The following is a 15,605-nucleotide window of genomic DNA, read 5'->3' on the forward strand; positions in this document are numbered from 1 at the left end:
CCCGCTCCCCGTCACCTTGCTCGTTCCGGCGGCAGGTCGACGCTCAGCCGCACCCCGTCGCGGGGTACGGCGACCGCGGCCAGCGCCTCACCCCGGGAGGTGTGCAGCGCCAGGTGCGTGATCCGCCACCGCGACAGCCGGTCCGGCTCCTGGCCGGGCTGGACGCGCCAGGGGCCGGGATCGGCGAGGTCGGGAAACCCGATCGCCGCGGGGTCGGCGGTCCCGCCGTCGGCGGCCATCAGCGCCCGCTTCGCGGTGACGGCGCGCAGCGCGAGCCACCCCCGGTCCTCCTCGGCGGCCTCCTCGACCTGCTCCCGCTCGTCCGCGCTCATCTCGACCGGCTCGCCGAGGTCCCGCGCGCGCAGCACGCACACCCCGATCCCCGGCCCGCTCCCGGCGGCCACGGCGGCCAGGTCGCCGGCGTCACTCGTGGCCACCGCCTCCCGCCCCGCGTGCCGGCGCAGCACCGCGTCGCGACCGGCCGCCGGACCTGCCCAGAGGTGCACCTCGTCCGCCTCGGCGGGAGCCTGCCCGGCCGTGAGGTCGGCGGTGATGAGCCCGGCCAGCTCGTCCGGCCGGTCCTTGACGAACAGATGGCCGCCACGGACCGTCCGCAGCCGGAAGCCCGCGCTGGTGTGCCGGGCCCAGCCGAGCATCTCCGCCACCCCGGCCTCCCCGTCGTCGAGCCCGGCGAAGGCCACGATCGGGGTGGCGAGCGGCGGCTCGGGGGCGAAGGCGTAGTTCTTGATCCAGGCGAAGTCCGAGCGCAGCACGGGCAGCATCAGCTCCCGCAGCTCCGGCAGGTCCCTGAGCTCGGGCAACGCCCCCGACCTGCGGATGAGCTGGTCGATGAAGGCGTCGTCGGGCAGGTCGGCGGCGGCCGCCAGCGGCACCCGGCGGTCCGGGGGGTGCGCGCCGCCGACGTACAGTCTCGACGGCTCGCGCAGGCCGCGCCTGCGCAGCTCGCGGGCCACCTCGAAGGCCAGCCGGGCGCCCATGCTGTGGCCGTACAGGACGTACGGCTCGCCGGTGGCGGGCGCGACCTCGTCGGCGATGTCGCTGATCGTGAAGGCGGGCGGCTCGCCGATGCGGTTCTCCCTGCCGGGAAGCTGGAGGGGGACCACGGTGAGGCCGGTGAGCCGGCGGAGGAGCCCGGCGTAGGCGCTCGCGCCTCCTCCGGCGTAGGGCAGGCAGATCATCGTACGGGCGGCGCACGGACCGGTGGGGTGGGGGTCCCGCGTCGCCGCGGCTAGCTGGCCACTGATCGCCCAGCACCTCCCTTGCCGGGAGTCGCCGTCCGCGGCGCACGCGGTCTGGACAGGGGGGTGGGCTGGGGGTTTCGTCGCTGAATACGGAGGTCGTCAACCGCCATGTTACGGCGCTCCTCGACAAATGCCGCGAAACAACACCGAAATGTGAGGGGGTGCGAAATGTCGGACAATGCGTGTGATCTCACGCCGTTGCACGACATGAACCTTATATCGACGCGGCCGGGTGGCGTCAATGAGCGATTCGCCGGCCCACGTCAGCCGTCATTCGCCCGAAGAGCCTCTTGCACAGCGGGTCGAGCGGTGATAGGTAGGAGGGCTCACCTGAGGACCGTAACCAAGTTTCGGACGTCCGAAACCGCCCGTCGCACCTGCCGGCGACGGAGGGAAAAGATGCGCGCCGGCCGGTGCCCGGCGCCGCCCGCCGCCGTTCTCCGGCGGCCATTCGCCAAAAGCCGCCCCCGCCCTGCGCCGCGAGAGCCCGGTGGCGCGTCCACTCACCTCCGGACTCTCTTGTCGCGGACTTTGTCAAGATGCCATGAAACTTTCAAGTATCGGCCCGGCCGTTTGCCTGATCACCCTAATCCGCGCTCGTGACGCGCCGAAACTCCCGGCTCGACGTGCGCGGTTGATTATTCATCGGGAAATGAGTTCGATTCACGATCAACCGACGAAAGGCGAATCTGTCCGCCGGAGAAGTCAAGACAAAAGTCGCGCCACTCAACCGGCCGCGGAAAGGCGTAAATCGCGCACGCGGTTCCACCGCTGCCCCGTGACGATTCTCGCGGTCAAATCGTCGAGGTCGTAAACGATCGACCATTGGGTGTGCGGCTGGGCGACCTTCCGGAGCAGTTTCATCGCCTCCGTGCCGCCGCCCTCGGCGAGGAGCCGGTAGCGGCGGTCGGCCATTCTGGCGGCCCGGTCCGTGCCGGTCATGGTGATGTTGGTGAGGTAGCGGTCGTCGATGACGTTCATGCGGCCCTCGGCGTACTCGACGACCGCCGACCTGCCGGCGCGGTCCGCGATCAGGTAGTGGAGCTGCGGGCCGCCGGTGAAGTCGAGGTCGTAGCGGCGCATCAGCTCGATCGCCTCCGGCACGGTCGCGGCCCTGTCCAGCATCAGCCGGATGATCCGCACCCCGCTCACCGTGACGCGGCCCGCGCCGGGCGCGGGCAGCTCGGCGTCCGGGGCCTGGGCCAGGCCGACGACGAGCCCCTTCTCGTTCATGCCGTCGAACGGGATCAGCACCGCGTGCGCGAGCCGCCGCCGGTCCTCGGCCTTGGTCAGCTTCGGCTTGATCCGCGGGTAGAACAGGTAGGAGACGTCCACCAGCGAGATCGAGGCGTAGCCGCCCGGCGGGCGGTTGTGGACGACCATCGCCGGGTTGGGCTGCCAGTCGAAGTTCCTGCCGAACTCGCCGGGGCGGTGGAACAGCGAGCAGGCCCAGCCGTCGCCCTTGCGCGCCAGCTCGGCGTCCGTGAGCGGCGCCTCGGCGTCGTAAGTGCCGTGATAGGTCATCTCGTACAGCGGCAGGTCGTCGAGGAGGCGCATGCTCGCCGACGTCCGGGCGATCTCGTCGGCCGTCTGCCGGAGGATGCCCTGCGGGGTCGTGGGGGAGGGCTTGGGGGGCGGCGAGGCCGGGGCGGGCGCGCACGCCACCGCCGCGGCGAGAGCCAGAGCCGACAACACCGCCACGGCAGGGGTCCGCATGCCAGTAGTGTGCCTCACCTCACAAAAGGTGTCACCCCGCACAAAAGGCCGCGCGCCCCGGACGCACGACGGCGTCCGGGGCGCGCAGGGCACGGGATCAGGCGTACGCCTTCACCGGCGCGCGGGGCGCGGGGTCAGGCGTACGCCTTCACCTCCAGCAGCCCGACCGACCCCTGACCGCTCTGCAGCACCACCCGCAGCCGCGTGGTGCTGACGGAGGGGAAGCTCACCCGGTTGTAGGCGTCGGCCGCCACCGGGTACGTCCCCGGCACGTCGGCGTAGCCGCTGCCGGTCCAGTACTGGAGCTTCCACGACGCCGGGACGCGCACGCCGCCGCCGTCGTCGAAGAAGTACACGTCGGCGGAGCTGATCGTCTGCGTGGCCGGCCAGGTCAGTTCGGCCCACTGCGTGCCGGTCTGGGGCCAGGTGCCCCAGCGGCGGTTGACGGTGTCGTTCGAGCGCGGCGGGTCGATGCCGTCGTTGATCGCCGCCACGCTCTCCCACGCCGAGGTGTAGGAGGCCGACGGGGTGGCCGAGCGGGCCAGGTTCGACGGGGCGGTGCCGGTGACCGTCAGCGTGTACGTCCTGGTCACCGGCGTGCTGAGCTTGTCGTAGTCGCGCAGCCTGACGGTGAAGGTGGACGTCCCGGCCGCCGTCGGGGTGCCGGTGATCGCGCCGGTGAAGCGGTCGAGGCTCAGCCCGGCCGGCAGCGACCCGCTGGTGACCTGCCAGTCGTAGAACGGCACGCCGCCCTTGGCCTGGAGGGTCTGCTGGTAGGCGGTCCCGGCCGCGGCCTGGGGGAGCGAGGTGGTGGTGATCGACGGCGGCAGGAACGGGGTGAGGTTGCGGTTGAGCTTCCAGCCGGCGTTCTCGGCGACGAGCAGCGCCAGCTTGGTCAGCATCCACCGCCGGGTCGGGAACAGGTGCGTCCAGCCGCCGCTCTGGCCGCTGAGGCGGTCCCAGTTGGGCTGGTCGCCGGGGATGTGGTAACTGGAGTCCAGCGGGACCGCGCGCCCCTGGTAGGCGACCACGTCGGGGTCGGTGCCGCCGGAGGCGACGTAGGCGCGCATGCCGGCCCAGTCGCTGTGGAAGGCGACCGCGTGGCCGTACTCGTGCATGACCAGGCCGTGCACGTCGAGCACGGAGCCGGCGATGTCGGTCTTGTACCAGTCCTCGTCGGCCAGGGAGGTGAACAGCTGCTTGCCCGCCTCGTCGTACTCGAAGATCATCGCGGTCGAGCGGTGCAGCGGGCCGGCGAGCTGCTGGCCGCCCCGGGTGCTGTAGCGGCCGTTGGCGGCGGGGTAGCCGGTCGAGTACGGGGTCTGGATCCCGCGGAAGAACACGTACATGCCGTTGTAGGCGGCGTTGTTGGTGACCGTGACGGAGTTCTGCCAGTCGTTGCCGGGCAGGTGGTTCGTCTCCGCGCCGGCCGCCACGGTGTCGAAGGGCGCCATGTCGAAGAAGCGGAACCAGTCCTTGACCGCCTCCTCGGCCGCCGTCCGGAAGGCCGGGGCGTTGAAGTAGCCGGTGATGGTGTCGTAGCGGTAGTCGAACGTGAGCGGCAGCGAGGGCTCCAGCGCGGTCTTCTCGTCCTGCTGGACCCGGATGGGCATCGACTGCTGGTACGTCGCCCCGCCCGCGTCCCTGATCGTCAGGCGCAGCGTGTGCAGCTCGTCGGCGCCGGGCCCGCGCTTGGAGTGGATGGCCAGCCGGAACAGCTTCTCCTCCGAGGCGGAGGCGAAGGTCAGGGTCTTGGTCGCGCCGGTGGCGGTGAGCTGGCTCGGCAGGTCCATCATCAGCCGGGAGGTGCCCTCGGCCTTGAGGTCGACGGTGATCGGGTAGCGCACGTCGGCGGGCGGGCGGACGGTCAGCTCGACGTACGGGTTGGCCAGGTAGCCCTGCCAGTCGACGAGCTTGACGCCGTAGTCGTTGACGACCCGGCCGAACATGTCCACGACCTGCGCGGTGGGCGCGGCGTGCGCGGCGGGCGGCGCGGCGGTGAGGAAGGACGCGAGAAGGACGGTGAGAAGGGTGGCCAGCACGGCCGGTCGTCTCATCGGCGGCACCTCTCTGTGTTAGCGCTAACAAAAAGCGCGGCGGGACGAGCGGGGGGAACAGGTCCTGCGGGTGGCGTCCGGGTGCGCGTGCGGACGCCGGTGTACTCGAAAATGACTGAAAGGTTTTCGGCAGCAAACCGCACCGTCAACCATGCTGTCAAGAGCCGACTGCAACTCCAGCACAAAGGTTTTCGGTCCACCTCGCCCCCGCCCGGGCCTACCCCTGCCTCACGGTGCAGCGCAACCGTTTTCTCTTCGTGCCTCACCGCCCCGGAAGTGGGCGGTCTGCACCGGTGCCTCTATTGACGAGTGCTGTATCACACCTTACATTGCCTGCGAGAAAACCTATTCTCAGTTCGACGAGGAGCTCGATGTCCGGCTTCCCCGACCCTGTCCGCGGGCCGCTCGCCCCCAGCACCGGAGTCCTGCGGCCGTTGGGCGTGCACGACGTCACGATCACCGGCGGCCCGTTCGCCCGCTGGCAGGAGATCAACCGATCGGCCAGCATCCCGCTCGGCCTGGAGCAGATGGAGGCGTCCGGCGCGCTGCCCAACCTGCGCCTGGCGGCGGGGGAGGGCGAGGGCGACTTCCGCGGTTACCGTTTTCAGGACTCCGACCTGTACAAACAGCTCGAAGCGATCGCCTGGGAGCACCTGCGCGCTCCCGACGCCGCCTACCCGGAGTTCGTCGCCGGCTCGGCCGCGCTGCTGGCCCGCGCGCAGCGCCCCGACGGCTATCTCAACTCGCACTACCAGGTGGTCAAGCCCGGCAAGATCTTCGCCGAGCTGGAGTACAGCCACGAGATGTACTGCGCCGGCCACCTGTTCCAGGCGGCGGTCGCCGCCTCCCGCGCCGGGTGCGGCGACGACCTGCTCGCGGTCGCCCGCCGCTTCGCCGACCTGCTGGTGGAGCGGTTCCTGACCGGCGGCGACGACGGCATCGACGGGCACGCCGAGGTCGAGACGGCCCTGGTCGAGCTCTACCGGCACACGGGCGAGAGCGCCTACCTGGAGCTGGCGCGCAAGCTCGTCGACAACCGGGGCAAGGGCCTGATCGCCGACAGCGGCATGGGCCCGCTCTACTCGCAGGACCACCTGCCGGTCCGTGAGGCCGACACCGCCGTCGGCCACGCGGTGCGCCAGCTCTACCTGGAGGCCGCCGTCGTCGACCTCTACCTGGAGACGGGCGACGAGTCGCTGCTGGAGTGCTCGGTGCGGCGCTGGGAGGACATGGTCGCCACCAAGACCTACCTCACCGGCGGCCTCGGCTCCCGCCACGACGGCGAGGCGTTCGGCGAGCGCTGGGAGCTGCCCTCCGACCGCGCCTACAGCGAGAGCTGCGCCGCCATCGCGAGCGTCCACTGGAACTGGCGGCTGCTGCTGGCCACCGGCCAGGGCCGCTACGCCGACCTCATCGAGCGCACCCTCTACAACGCCTTCGCCGCCTCCACCTCGGCCGACGGCGTCCGCTTCTTCTACGTCAACCCGCTGCAGCGCCGCGCCGACCTGTTCGAGGACCGCTACCTGGGGCGGCGCAGGGAGTGGTTCGCCTGCGCCTGCTGCCCGCCGAACATCATGCGCCTGGTCGCCTCGCTCGGCCACTACGTCGCCACCACCGACGACGAGGGCCTGTCGGTCCACCAGTACGTGCCCGGCCAGATCCGCGCCGGCGCGGTCACGCTGGAGGTCGAGACCCGCTACCCGTGGGACGGCCGGGTCCGGTTCACCGTCAGGGAGACCCCCGGCGGCCCGTGGACCCTCAAACTCCGCATCCCCTCCTGGAGCGAGGGCGGGCTCGTCCCCGACGCCGACGGCTACGCCCGCGTCCGGCGCGACTGGAAGCCCGGCGACGTGTTCGACCTCGACCTGGACCTGACGCCCCGGCTGGTCCTGCCGCACCGCAGGATCGACGCGCTGCGCGGCTGCGCCGCCGTCGAGCGCGGCCCGCTGGTCTACTGCTTCGAGCAGATCGACCAGGAGGCCGACCTCGAGGACCTGGCGCTCGCCGCCGAGCCGCGCCTCCGCGCCGTCGAGCGCGACGTGCCCGGCCTCGGCCCGACCGTGGTGATCGAGGCGGACGCCGTCCGGCTCCCGCCCGCCCCGGCCGAAGGATTGCCCTACTTCCCCTCGACCTCCTCCTCCGCCGACCGGCCGGCGCCCGCCCCTGTCACCGCGACCGCCGTTCCCTACTACCAGTGGGACAACCGGGACGGCGGCGTCATGCGGGTCTGGACCCCCCACCTGTAAGGAAGCACCCCATGAAGAGAAGAGACCTGTTCAGGATGGGCGGCCTGGCCGCCCTCGGCGCCGCCGCCGCGGCCTGCGGATCGGGGGGCGGGACGGCCGGCGCGGGGGACAAGCGGCTGCAGTTCATGTACTGGGGCTCGACGTTCGAGAAGACGGCCGTGGAGAAGATGCTCCGCTCCTTCGCCGAGAAGAACCCCGGCGTCGAGGTCAAGCCGCTGTTCACGCCCGACGAGTACGACGTCAAGCTCAACAGCCTCATCGCCGGCGGCAACGTGCCCGACCTCGGGTACGTGCCGATGTCGATGTCGTTCCGCCTGGCCGAGCAGGGCAAGCTCGTCAACCTGTTCCCGTACCTGAAGAAGTACCCCCAGCTCGCCGGCTACCTGCCGGACGCCTACCTCTGGTACGGCCCCGACAAGCTGCACGGCGTCGCCACCGCCAACGAGATCGAGCTGCTGTGGTACAGCAAGGCCGCGGTCGCCGAGGCCGGCATCACCGCGCCGCCCGCCGTCGCCTCCTCCGCCTGGACCTGGGACCAGTTCGTCGAGAACGCCTACAAGCTCACCGTCGACCAGAACGGCAAGCACCCCGACGAGTCCGGCTTCGACCCCAAGCAGGTCCGCCAGTTCGGCGTCTCCGTCAGCATCACCTACGCCGCCGCCTGGTACGGCTTCCTGCGCAGCAACGGCGCCGACTTCGCCGACGAGGCCGGCAAGCGCTGCCTGCTGGACACCCCCGAGGCCGTCCAGGTGTTCCAGAATTTGCAGGACCTCATCCACAAGCACCGCGTCGCGCCTGGCCCCGGCCAGCTCGCCGCGACCGGCGACGACGTGCCCGGCACCAACATCCTGCTGAAGACCAAGCGGGTGGCGATGGTCGTGGACGGCCACTGGGCGCTGCTCGACATGAACGAGAGCAAGGTCGACTACGGCATTGGCGTGCTGCCCACGTACAAGGAGCCGTTCACCACCTCCCAGGTGGCGGGCGCCTCGTCGGTGTTCGCCGGCGGCAAGCACGTCGAGGAGGCGGTCGAGCTGTTCGCCTTCCACATCGACCCGCGCTACGTGGACCTGTACCGGCAGGGGCTGTGGATGCCGCAGGAGCGCAAGTACTACGAGGACCAGGCCGCCATCGACTCCTGGACGAAGAACGACGGCCACCCGCCGGAGTTCCGCACCGCCGTGGTCGACTACGCCCGCGACCACGGCGTGCCCGACCTGCGCAACCGCGTCAAGAACCTGTCGGCGATCTCCAGCGACGTCCTCACCCCGGCGCTGCAGGAGATCGAGTCGGGCAAGCGGCCCGCCGCCGAGATCCTGAAGGCCGTCACCCCGAAGATCACCGGCATGCTGCAGGGCTGGCAGCACGTTCAGGAGGTCTGACATGGCCGGCCTGTCGGGTCAGCGCCGCCTGGAGCGGCGCTGGGGCTGGCTCCTGGCGCTGCCCGCCATCCTCGGGTTCCTGATCTTCACGGCGGGGCCGATGGTGGCCTCGCTGGTCTTCAGCCTCACCGACTGGCAGGTGGGCGGCACCCCGTCGTTCGTCGGGCTGGACAACTACACGAAGATGACGGGCGACGAGCTGTTCTGGACGTCGCTGGGCGCGACCACGTACTACACGCTCGGCGCGGTGCCGCTGGTGCTCATCGTGTCCTTCGCGGTGGCGATGCTGCTCAACCAGCGCGTACGCGGCCTCGCGCTGTGGCGCACGATCTTCTACCTGCCGACGCTGGTGCCCTCGATCGCCAACGTGGTGCTCTGGATCTGGATCTTCAACCCCGACTTCGGGCTGCTCAACTCGCTGCTGCGCCAGGCCGGGCTGCCGGCCGGGCAGTGGATCTACGACGAGTCGACGGCGATCCCGTCGCTGATCGTCATGAGCACCTGGGGCTTCGGCAACACGATGGTGATCTTCCTGGCCGGGCTCCAGGGGGTGCCGCGCCACCTGTACGAGGCGGTCTCCATCGACGGCGGCGGCGCCTGGCGGCGCTTCTGGCACGTGACGCTGCCGATGATGACGCCGACCATCTTCTACAACCTGGTCGTCGGCGTGGTCGGCACCTTCCAGGTGTTCAACCAGGCGTACGTGATGACCGAGGGCGGCCCGAACAACGCCACCCTCTTCTACGTCTACTACCTGTTCCGCAAGGCGTTCAGAGAGAGCGAGATGGGCTATGCCAGCGCGCTCGCGTGGGTGCTCTTCATGATCATCGTGGTGATCACGTTCCTGCTGTTCAGGAACGCCCGCCGGTGGGTCCACTACGAGATGGCGGGCGCGAGGTGACCGCCGTGGCCGCGCCGCCCCGCGAGCGCCGCACCGGGCGGGTGGCGCCCACCGGCGGGCTGCGCCGGCGGCGCCCGTACGGCAAGGCGCTGCTCTACCTCGCGCTGGTCGCCGGGGCGGTGCCGACGCTGCTGCCGTTCGTCTGGCTGGTGCGCAGCGCGCTCATGGAGGACGCGCAGATGTTCACCGCGCCGCCGGAGTGGATCCCGCGGCCGTTCCAGTGGTCGAACTTCGGGGAGGCGCTGACCGCGCAGCCGTTCGGGCTGTACTTCGTCAACACGGTGATCGTCGCGGTGATCAGCGTGCTGGGGACGGTGATCACCTGCTCGGTGGCCGCGTTCAGCTTCTCCCGGCTGCGCTGGCGCGGCCGGAACGTGGTCTTCGCGCTGCTGCTGAGCGCCGTCATGCTGCCGTACGCGGTCACGCTCATCCCGACGTTCGTGATGTGGCAGGAGCTCGGGGCGCTCGACAGCTTCGTCCCGCTCACCGTGCCGAGCTGGTTCGCCGGGGCGGGCGGCGGGGTGTTCAACGTGTTCCTGCTGCGGCAGTTCTTCCTGACGATCCCGTTCGAGCTGGACGAGGCCGCCTACATGGACGGCGCCTCGCCCTGGCGGGTGTTCTGGACGGTCGTCATGCCGCTGTCGAAGCCCGCGATCGTCGTCGTCACCATCTTCACCTTCATCGGCACCTGGAACGACTTCCTCGGCCCGCTGCTCTACCTCAACGACGAGCAGAAGTACACGCTCTCGCTGGGGCTGGCCTCGTTCCAGAGCATCTACATCACGCAGTGGGGCTACCTGATGGCCGCCTCGGCCGCCGTCATCGCCCCGATCATCGCGCTGTTCTTCTTCCTGCAGCGCTACTTCATCGAGGGCGTCACCCTCACCGGCATCAAGAACTGACGAAGGCCCTCTTGGGAAACCCGTTTCCCAAGAGGGCCTTCGTGTCAGATGCTGCGCCGGGTCGAGGCGCGCGGCACGAGCGCGGCCGGGACGGTGTGGACGCCGGACGGGACCGGCTTCCCGGCGATCGCGTCGAGCAGGTAGCGGGCGGCCAGCCGGCCGATCTCCCCGAGGTTCATGTCGACCGTGGTGAGCGGCGGCCGGCAGCCGAGCGCCATCGGCTCCCAGTTGTCGAAGCCGGCCAGCGCAACGTCGTCCGGCACCCGCCGCCCCCGCTCGCGCAGCGTCTCGGCCACCCCGCGGGCGATCTGGTCGCTGCCGCAGAAGACCGCGTCCACGTCGGGGGCGGCGTGCAGCAGGATGTCGGCGGCCTGCCGCCCCCATTCCTCGCTCCACTCACCGAACAGGATCTCCCCGGCCGGCTCCAGGCCCGCCTCCGCCAGCGTCGCCGTGAGGCCCGCGGCGCGCTCGCGGGCCGCCTGGAACCCCTCGGGGCCGGTGACGTGCCCGACGCGCGTGCGGCCGGTCGCCAGCAGGTGGCGGGTGGCGAGGACGCCGCCGCCCCGGTCGTCGGGGATGATCGAGTAGTCGGACTCGTCGGTGGACTGCGTCATCGCGTACACCACCGGGACCGGCAGGTCGTGGCCGATGCCGGGGCGCGGCTCGGTGCGGCGGCCGGTCACGATGATCCCCTCGACCCGCCGGGCCAGCAGCCGCTCCAGGTAGTGCCGCTCCCTGATCGGGTCGTCGCGGGTGTCGCAGAGGAAGACGGAGATCTGCCCGGCGCCCAGTGCGTCCTCCGCGCCGAGCATCACGGGGATGCTGAAGCGGCCGTAGCTGTCGCCGGTGACCAGGCCGACGGTGTACGTGCGGCCGGCCAGCAACCCCTGCGCGAGCGGGTTGGGCCGGAAGCCGAGCCGCTCGGCGGCGGCGAGCACGCGGTCGCGGGTCTCGTCCCGCATCCTGCCCCGGCCGTTCAGCGCCTTGGAGGCGGTGCCGATCGACACGGCGGCCGCGGCGGCGACGTCCCTGATGGTCGCCGGGCGCGCCACCTGCTCTGGAGGGCTGGCCAATCCTGGATCCTTTGCGTACGCGGGGGTCGGGGGTGCTGTATGACACTCTACTCCGACCGTGCGCAAAGGTATTCCCACTGCTCTATGATCTACATTGTAAAGGCGTTCGGCCGACTGACGCGTGAAATCCACCTTTTGTCCCGCTTTGGTGGGGATAGTACTTCTTCTTCTCCTTCTGCCAGAGAGACTGGAAGCGCTCGGAACGTACGTGAGATCTGCTTCGATCGCGCCGCGGGCCAACCCCGCCGGCACGAGAGATTCGGGGGACACTGTGAAACGAGTGCTTCTCGCGGCGGCGCTCGCGCTGACCGCGGCCACCGCCGGGACCAGCGCGGCCTCCGCCCGCACTCCTGAGCCCGAGGGCTCACCGGCACCGGAGATGACCAGCATGCCGGAGGAGACCTCGCCGGACGGCGGCATGCCGGAGGAGACCACACCCGGCGAGACCGGTGAGCCCGGCGCTCCCGGCGGTCCGGAGGCGACCGCGACGGGGGAGATGACGCCCGGCGCGACCACCAGCCCGATGGGGCCGGGGTGCGCGGCGATGAAGGACAGCCTCTCGGGCGTCGCCGACCAGCCGGCCGGCACCGCCCTGACGAAGATCCCGGACCTGTCGAAGCTCTCGCAGGCGGTCAAGCAGGCCGGACTGGAGGAGAAGCTGAACTCCGCGAAGGACATCACGATCTTCGCGCCCAACGACGCGGCCTTCAACGCGGCCCCGACGGACGTGCAGGACGCGATGTCCGACAAGGCCGCCGCCACCAAGATCCTCTCGTACCACGTGGTCGAGGGGAAGGTGAACCCGACCGACCTGAAGGACGGCGACATGCTCAAGACGCTCCAGGGCGGCGAGCTGTCCGTGAAGGGCTCCGGCGAGGACATGACCATCAACGACGCCAAGATCGTCTGCGGTGGCATCCCGACCAGCAACGCCACGCTCTACGTCATCGACAAGGTCCTCATGCCCAAGTGAGGCACCCGCCCGCCTGGACGGACGGAGAGGGCACGGCCACCGCGCTGAGCGGTGACCGTGCCTTCCTGCGTGGCGGGGGCGCGCCGGATTTGGCCCTGACGCGGGGTCAACCTCCCACCATGGGCGCATGACGACAACGAACCCCACGCTCCGGCAGCACACGATCCACCACGACGGCGTCACCATCCCGGTGTCGCGCGGCGGCACGGGACGGCTGCTGGTCCTGTGCCCCGGGCTGAGCTCCACCCAGGCGGACCTGGGCGAGCTGGCCGGGCTGCTGCGGCTCGACCACGACGTGGTCACCTTCGATCTGCGGGGCCACGGCCTCGCCTCGCCCGCCGACCGGTACTCCTTCGCGGCGTTCGGCGCCGACCTCGCCGCCGTGCTGGCGGACCTGGCGCGCAGTGAGCCGGGCGTGGCGCCCGTGCTCGTGGGCTACTCGATGGGCGCCGACCTCGCCGTCCACCACGCGGCCGATCACGCCGCCGACCACCCCGTCGCCGGGCTGGTGCTCATCGACGGGGCGAACCCGGTGCCGGAGCCGTTCGTCACCGATGACCTCCTGCCGCGGCTGCGCGTGATGTGGGAGGACCAGGCGGCACAGCAGGAGGCACTGCGGGGCACCGCGCGCCAGGTGCTGCTCACCGCCTCCGAGATCGAGGCGCTGAACGCCGAGATCGACGAGGTCCGCTCCACCGTCCTCGACCGCTACCGCAGGATCGGCTGCCCGATCAGCATGATCATGTCCACCGCGATGGCCGGTGACGGCGACGAGGAGCCGATGCCGCGGCTCAACCGGAACTGGCGCTCGGGCGTCGAGCGGCTGACCCGCGAGCGGCCGCAGGTCGCCGTGTCCTGGCTCGACGCCGATCACGGGCTGGTCCACACCCACGCGCCGGAGATCGCCAGGATCATCCGTGGGAGGCTGGAACGGTGCTGACCATCGGGGAGCTGGCGTCGTACGCGGGGGTGTCCGTGCGCACGGTCCGGCACTACCACGCCAAGGGGCTGCTGCCGGAGCCGGAGCGGGACCACCTCGGCTACCGCAGGTACGACGCGGGCGCCGTGGTCGAGCTGATCAGGATCCGCACCCTCACCCGCGCCGGGGTGCCGCTGGCGCGGACGCGGGAGCTGCTGCGGGCCGGCGAGGAGGAGTTCGCCGCGGCGGTCGCCGACATCGACCGGCGGCTGGAGGCCGAGATCCGGCAGCGGCAGCGACGCCGCGAGCACCTGGCCGGGCTCACCGCCGGTGACGGCCTGGCTCTGCCGCCCGAGGTGGCGGGATACCTGGCCCGGCTGCGGGCGCTGGGCGTCGGCGAACGGCTCGTACGGGCCGAGCGCGACGGCTGGGTCCTGCTGGCCGCGCACGCGCCCGAGCGGGTCGCGGAGTGGATCGCCCGCAAGCGGGAGCAGCTTGCCGACCCGCGGCTCGCCGGCTTCTACCTCACCCTGGGCCGGGCCCTGGACCACGCCCCTGACGACCCGGGGACGGCCGAGCGGGCCGACGAGCTGGCCGCGTGGCTCACTCGGCTCGCGGAGGAGAAGGGCGAGGACTACCTCGGCGACGTCGATCTGGACCCGCCGCTGATCACGCTGATGGACGCGCGGGCGCTCGACACGCTCCCCACGGCCCGCCGGCTGATGGAACTGCTCAGGGAACGCGGCTGGACCGGCTGGTCGAAGCTCGAACGCCTGCCTCCGTGAGGCCGGTTTGCCCGCGGAGAGCGGGGTGTGCGAGCCTTTGATCACCTCATCTCACCTCTCCGAAAGGGCTGGTCGTGACGCTCGGCATGGTTCTCGGCGACGCCGTCTCCCGCGCTTCGACGCGGGAGCGGTAGCCTCACCTGCCCTGACCCACGCGCCCGTGCCGTAGCACGGGCCGTTCGTGCTGCTCCTCGTCGAAGTGCTCTTCGTGTCCCCGCACGTTCGACCACGAGGAGTACGACGTGTCCACGATCCACTGGACCGAGACCAACACCCCCCGTTCCGCCCGCTGGCGTTCCGAGAGCGCGACCCCGCCTCCCCGCCGGGTCGTCCGCGCCGACGACCGCATGAAGGCCGACACCGCTTACCGGCTGGCGTGCGAAGGAACGGCCCTGCTGTGGCGGGGCGACTTCCCCGGCGCCCGTCACCTGCTGGCGGCGATGGGCCGCCGCGTCGACAGGAGACCTCCCCGGCGGGGCGGCAGCCCGGCCGAGTCCTTCCACCTGCACCGCAGGGCCCGCCGCCACCGGGCCCGCGTGCTCGGCAGGCTCCTCGTCCTGCTGGAGGACGACTACCGCCTGAACCTGCGCCGAGCCCCCGACGTGCGGCAGGCGTGCACCGAGGCGTACGGTCCGCCGTCCGGGCCGACGGCCGTCTCGCTCACCGAGCTCCTGGGCGTGATCGGCGCGCACCAGTGGCGCACCAAGGGCGTGGAGGTGCCGGCCCTCGGCGCCCGCATCCACCCGCACTACGGCGTGTTCTCCCCGGTGCGGGGCGAATACGTCGACCTCGTCGCCCGCGCGCCGCTCCCCGCGCCGGCGGGCCGCCGTACCGCGTTCGACCTCGGGACCGGGACGGGAGTGCTCGCCGCCGTCCTGGCCCGCCGGGGGGCCGGCCGCGTCGTGGCGACCGACATCAGCCCGCGTGCCCTGGACTGCGCACGCGACAACATCCGCCGGCTGCGTCTCACCGGGCAGATCGACGTCGTCGGGCCCGGCCTCTTCCCTGACGGGCGGGCGGGCCTCGTGGTCTGCAACCCGCCCTGGATCCCGGCCCGGCCCACCTCCGCCCTGGAACGAGGCGTCTACGACCCGGGCGGCGGCATGCTCCGCGACTTCCTGGCCGGGCTCGGCGCGCATCTCGAACCGGGCGGTGAAGGATGGCTCATCCTGTCGGACCTGGCCGAACGCCTCGGGCTCAGGACGCGCGGCGAACTGCTCGCCGCCGTCGAGGCGGCGGGCCTGCGCGTGGTAGGCAGGACCGACATCCGGCCGCGGCATCCACGGGTGCGGGACACCGCCGATCCCCTCCATGCCGCCCGGGCCGCGGAGGTCACCTCGCTCTGGCGTCTCGCCGGCGCCTGACGGCGGGTCGTCACCGGGCGCGTCC

12 protein-coding genes are annotated in these 15,605 nt (G+C 71.3%); 8 read left to right on the forward strand and 4 right to left on the reverse strand.

Going from position 1 to position 15,605, the window contains the following annotated elements; translation table 11 throughout:
* Window positions 1-11: 11 nt before the first annotated feature.
* From ACBR40_RS26520 to ACBR40_RS26530, 3 genes are all read right to left on the reverse strand, one after another.
* Complete coding sequence (locus ACBR40_RS26520; RefSeq protein ID WP_371250495.1) at window positions 12-1,199, reverse strand: thioesterase domain-containing protein; 1,188 nt, start codon at window positions 1,197-1,199, stop codon at window positions 12-14.
* Between the two features lie 789 nt (window positions 1,200-1,988).
* A complete protein-coding gene (locus tag ACBR40_RS26525) occupies window positions 1,989-2,978 on the reverse strand; it encodes a linear amide C-N hydrolase (RefSeq protein WP_344219434.1) in 990 nt (329 codons plus the stop codon).
* 134 nt (window positions 2,979-3,112) lie between these two features.
* Complete coding sequence (locus tag ACBR40_RS26530) at window positions 3,113-5,035, reverse strand: Ig domain-containing protein (protein ID WP_344219432.1); 1,923 nt, start codon at window positions 5,033-5,035, stop codon at window positions 3,113-3,115.
* Between the two features lie 371 nt (window positions 5,036-5,406).
* On the opposite strand from ACBR40_RS26530, the gene ACBR40_RS26535 reads away from it, so the two are divergent.
* From ACBR40_RS26535 to ACBR40_RS26550, 4 genes are read left to right on the forward strand one after another with little or no spacing between them, the layout of a single operon-like run.
* On the forward strand, window positions 5,407-7,281 hold the full coding sequence (locus tag ACBR40_RS26535) for a glycoside hydrolase family 127 protein (RefSeq protein ID WP_371250496.1): 1,875 nt from the start codon (window positions 5,407-5,409) through the stop codon (window positions 7,279-7,281).
* An 11-nt stretch (window positions 7,282-7,292) separates the two neighbouring features.
* A complete protein-coding gene (locus ACBR40_RS26540; protein WP_371250497.1) occupies window positions 7,293-8,663 on the forward strand; it encodes a sugar ABC transporter substrate-binding protein in 1,371 nt (456 codons plus the stop codon).
* A 1-nt stretch (window position 8,664) separates the two neighbouring features.
* Window positions 8,665-9,564, forward strand: coding sequence for a carbohydrate ABC transporter permease (locus tag ACBR40_RS26545; RefSeq protein WP_371250498.1), 900 nt, complete (start codon window positions 8,665-8,667; stop codon window positions 9,562-9,564).
* Window positions 9,565-9,569: 5 nt separating this feature from the next.
* Entirely contained in the window at window positions 9,570-10,466 is an 897-nt protein-coding gene (locus ACBR40_RS26550; RefSeq protein ID WP_364457365.1) for a carbohydrate ABC transporter permease, read from the forward strand.
* Between the two features lie 44 nt (window positions 10,467-10,510).
* Here the strand turns inward: ACBR40_RS26550 and ACBR40_RS26555 are convergent, their stop codons facing one another.
* A complete protein-coding gene (locus ACBR40_RS26555; protein ID WP_371250499.1) occupies window positions 10,511-11,539 on the reverse strand; it encodes a LacI family DNA-binding transcriptional regulator in 1,029 nt (342 codons plus the stop codon).
* A 271-nt stretch (window positions 11,540-11,810) separates the two neighbouring features.
* Here ACBR40_RS26555 and ACBR40_RS26560 point away from each other — a divergent pair, with 271 nt between their 5' ends.
* From ACBR40_RS26560 to ACBR40_RS26575, 4 genes are all read left to right on the forward strand, one after another.
* Complete coding sequence (locus tag ACBR40_RS26560; protein WP_344219419.1) at window positions 11,811-12,512, forward strand: fasciclin domain-containing protein; 702 nt, start codon at window positions 11,811-11,813, stop codon at window positions 12,510-12,512.
* A gap of 127 nt (window positions 12,513-12,639) precedes the next feature.
* Window positions 12,640-13,452, forward strand: coding sequence for an alpha/beta fold hydrolase (locus ACBR40_RS26565; RefSeq protein WP_371250500.1), 813 nt, complete (start codon window positions 12,640-12,642; stop codon window positions 13,450-13,452).
* Window positions 13,446-14,216, forward strand: a complete 771-nt coding sequence (locus ACBR40_RS26570; RefSeq protein ID WP_344219415.1) for a MerR family transcriptional regulator — start codon at window positions 13,446-13,448, stop codon at window positions 14,214-14,216. The genes ACBR40_RS26565 and ACBR40_RS26570 overlap by 7 nt, the downstream gene beginning before the upstream one ends.
* 242 nt (window positions 14,217-14,458) lie before the next feature.
* The gene (locus ACBR40_RS26575; protein ID WP_371250501.1) at window positions 14,459-15,580 is read left to right on the forward strand and encodes a methyltransferase; all 1,122 of its coding nucleotides are present in this window, start codon (window positions 14,459-14,461) and stop codon (window positions 15,578-15,580) included.
* Window positions 15,581-15,605: the final 25 nt, after the last annotated feature.

It is taken from the genome of Nonomuraea sp. AD125B (genome assembly GCF_041402765.1).
GTDB classification, from domain to species: domain Bacteria; phylum Actinomycetota; class Actinomycetes; order Streptosporangiales; family Streptosporangiaceae; genus Nonomuraea; species Nonomuraea bangladeshensis.

Coding starts and splice junctions, on each gene's coding strand:
- ACBR40_RS26530 (WP_344219432.1), bottom strand. CDS start 5,035: ATGAGACGACCGGCCGTGCTGGCCACCCTTCTCACCGTCCTTCTCGCG.
- ACBR40_RS26545 (WP_371250498.1), top strand. CDS start 8,665: ATGGCCGGCCTGTCGGGTCAGCGCCGCCTGGAGCGGCGCTGGGGCTGG.
- ACBR40_RS26565 (WP_371250500.1), top strand. CDS start 12,640: ATGACGACAACGAACCCCACGCTCCGGCAGCACACGATCCACCACGAC.
- ACBR40_RS26520 (WP_371250495.1), bottom strand. CDS start 1,199: ATGATCTGCCTGCCCTACGCCGGAGGAGGCGCGAGCGCCTACGCCGGG.
- ACBR40_RS26525 (WP_344219434.1), bottom strand. CDS start 2,978: ATGCGGACCCCTGCCGTGGCGGTGTTGTCGGCTCTGGCTCTCGCCGCG.
- ACBR40_RS26535 (WP_371250496.1), top strand. CDS start 5,407: ATGTCCGGCTTCCCCGACCCTGTCCGCGGGCCGCTCGCCCCCAGCACC.
- ACBR40_RS26540 (WP_371250497.1), top strand. CDS start 7,293: ATGAAGAGAAGAGACCTGTTCAGGATGGGCGGCCTGGCCGCCCTCGGC.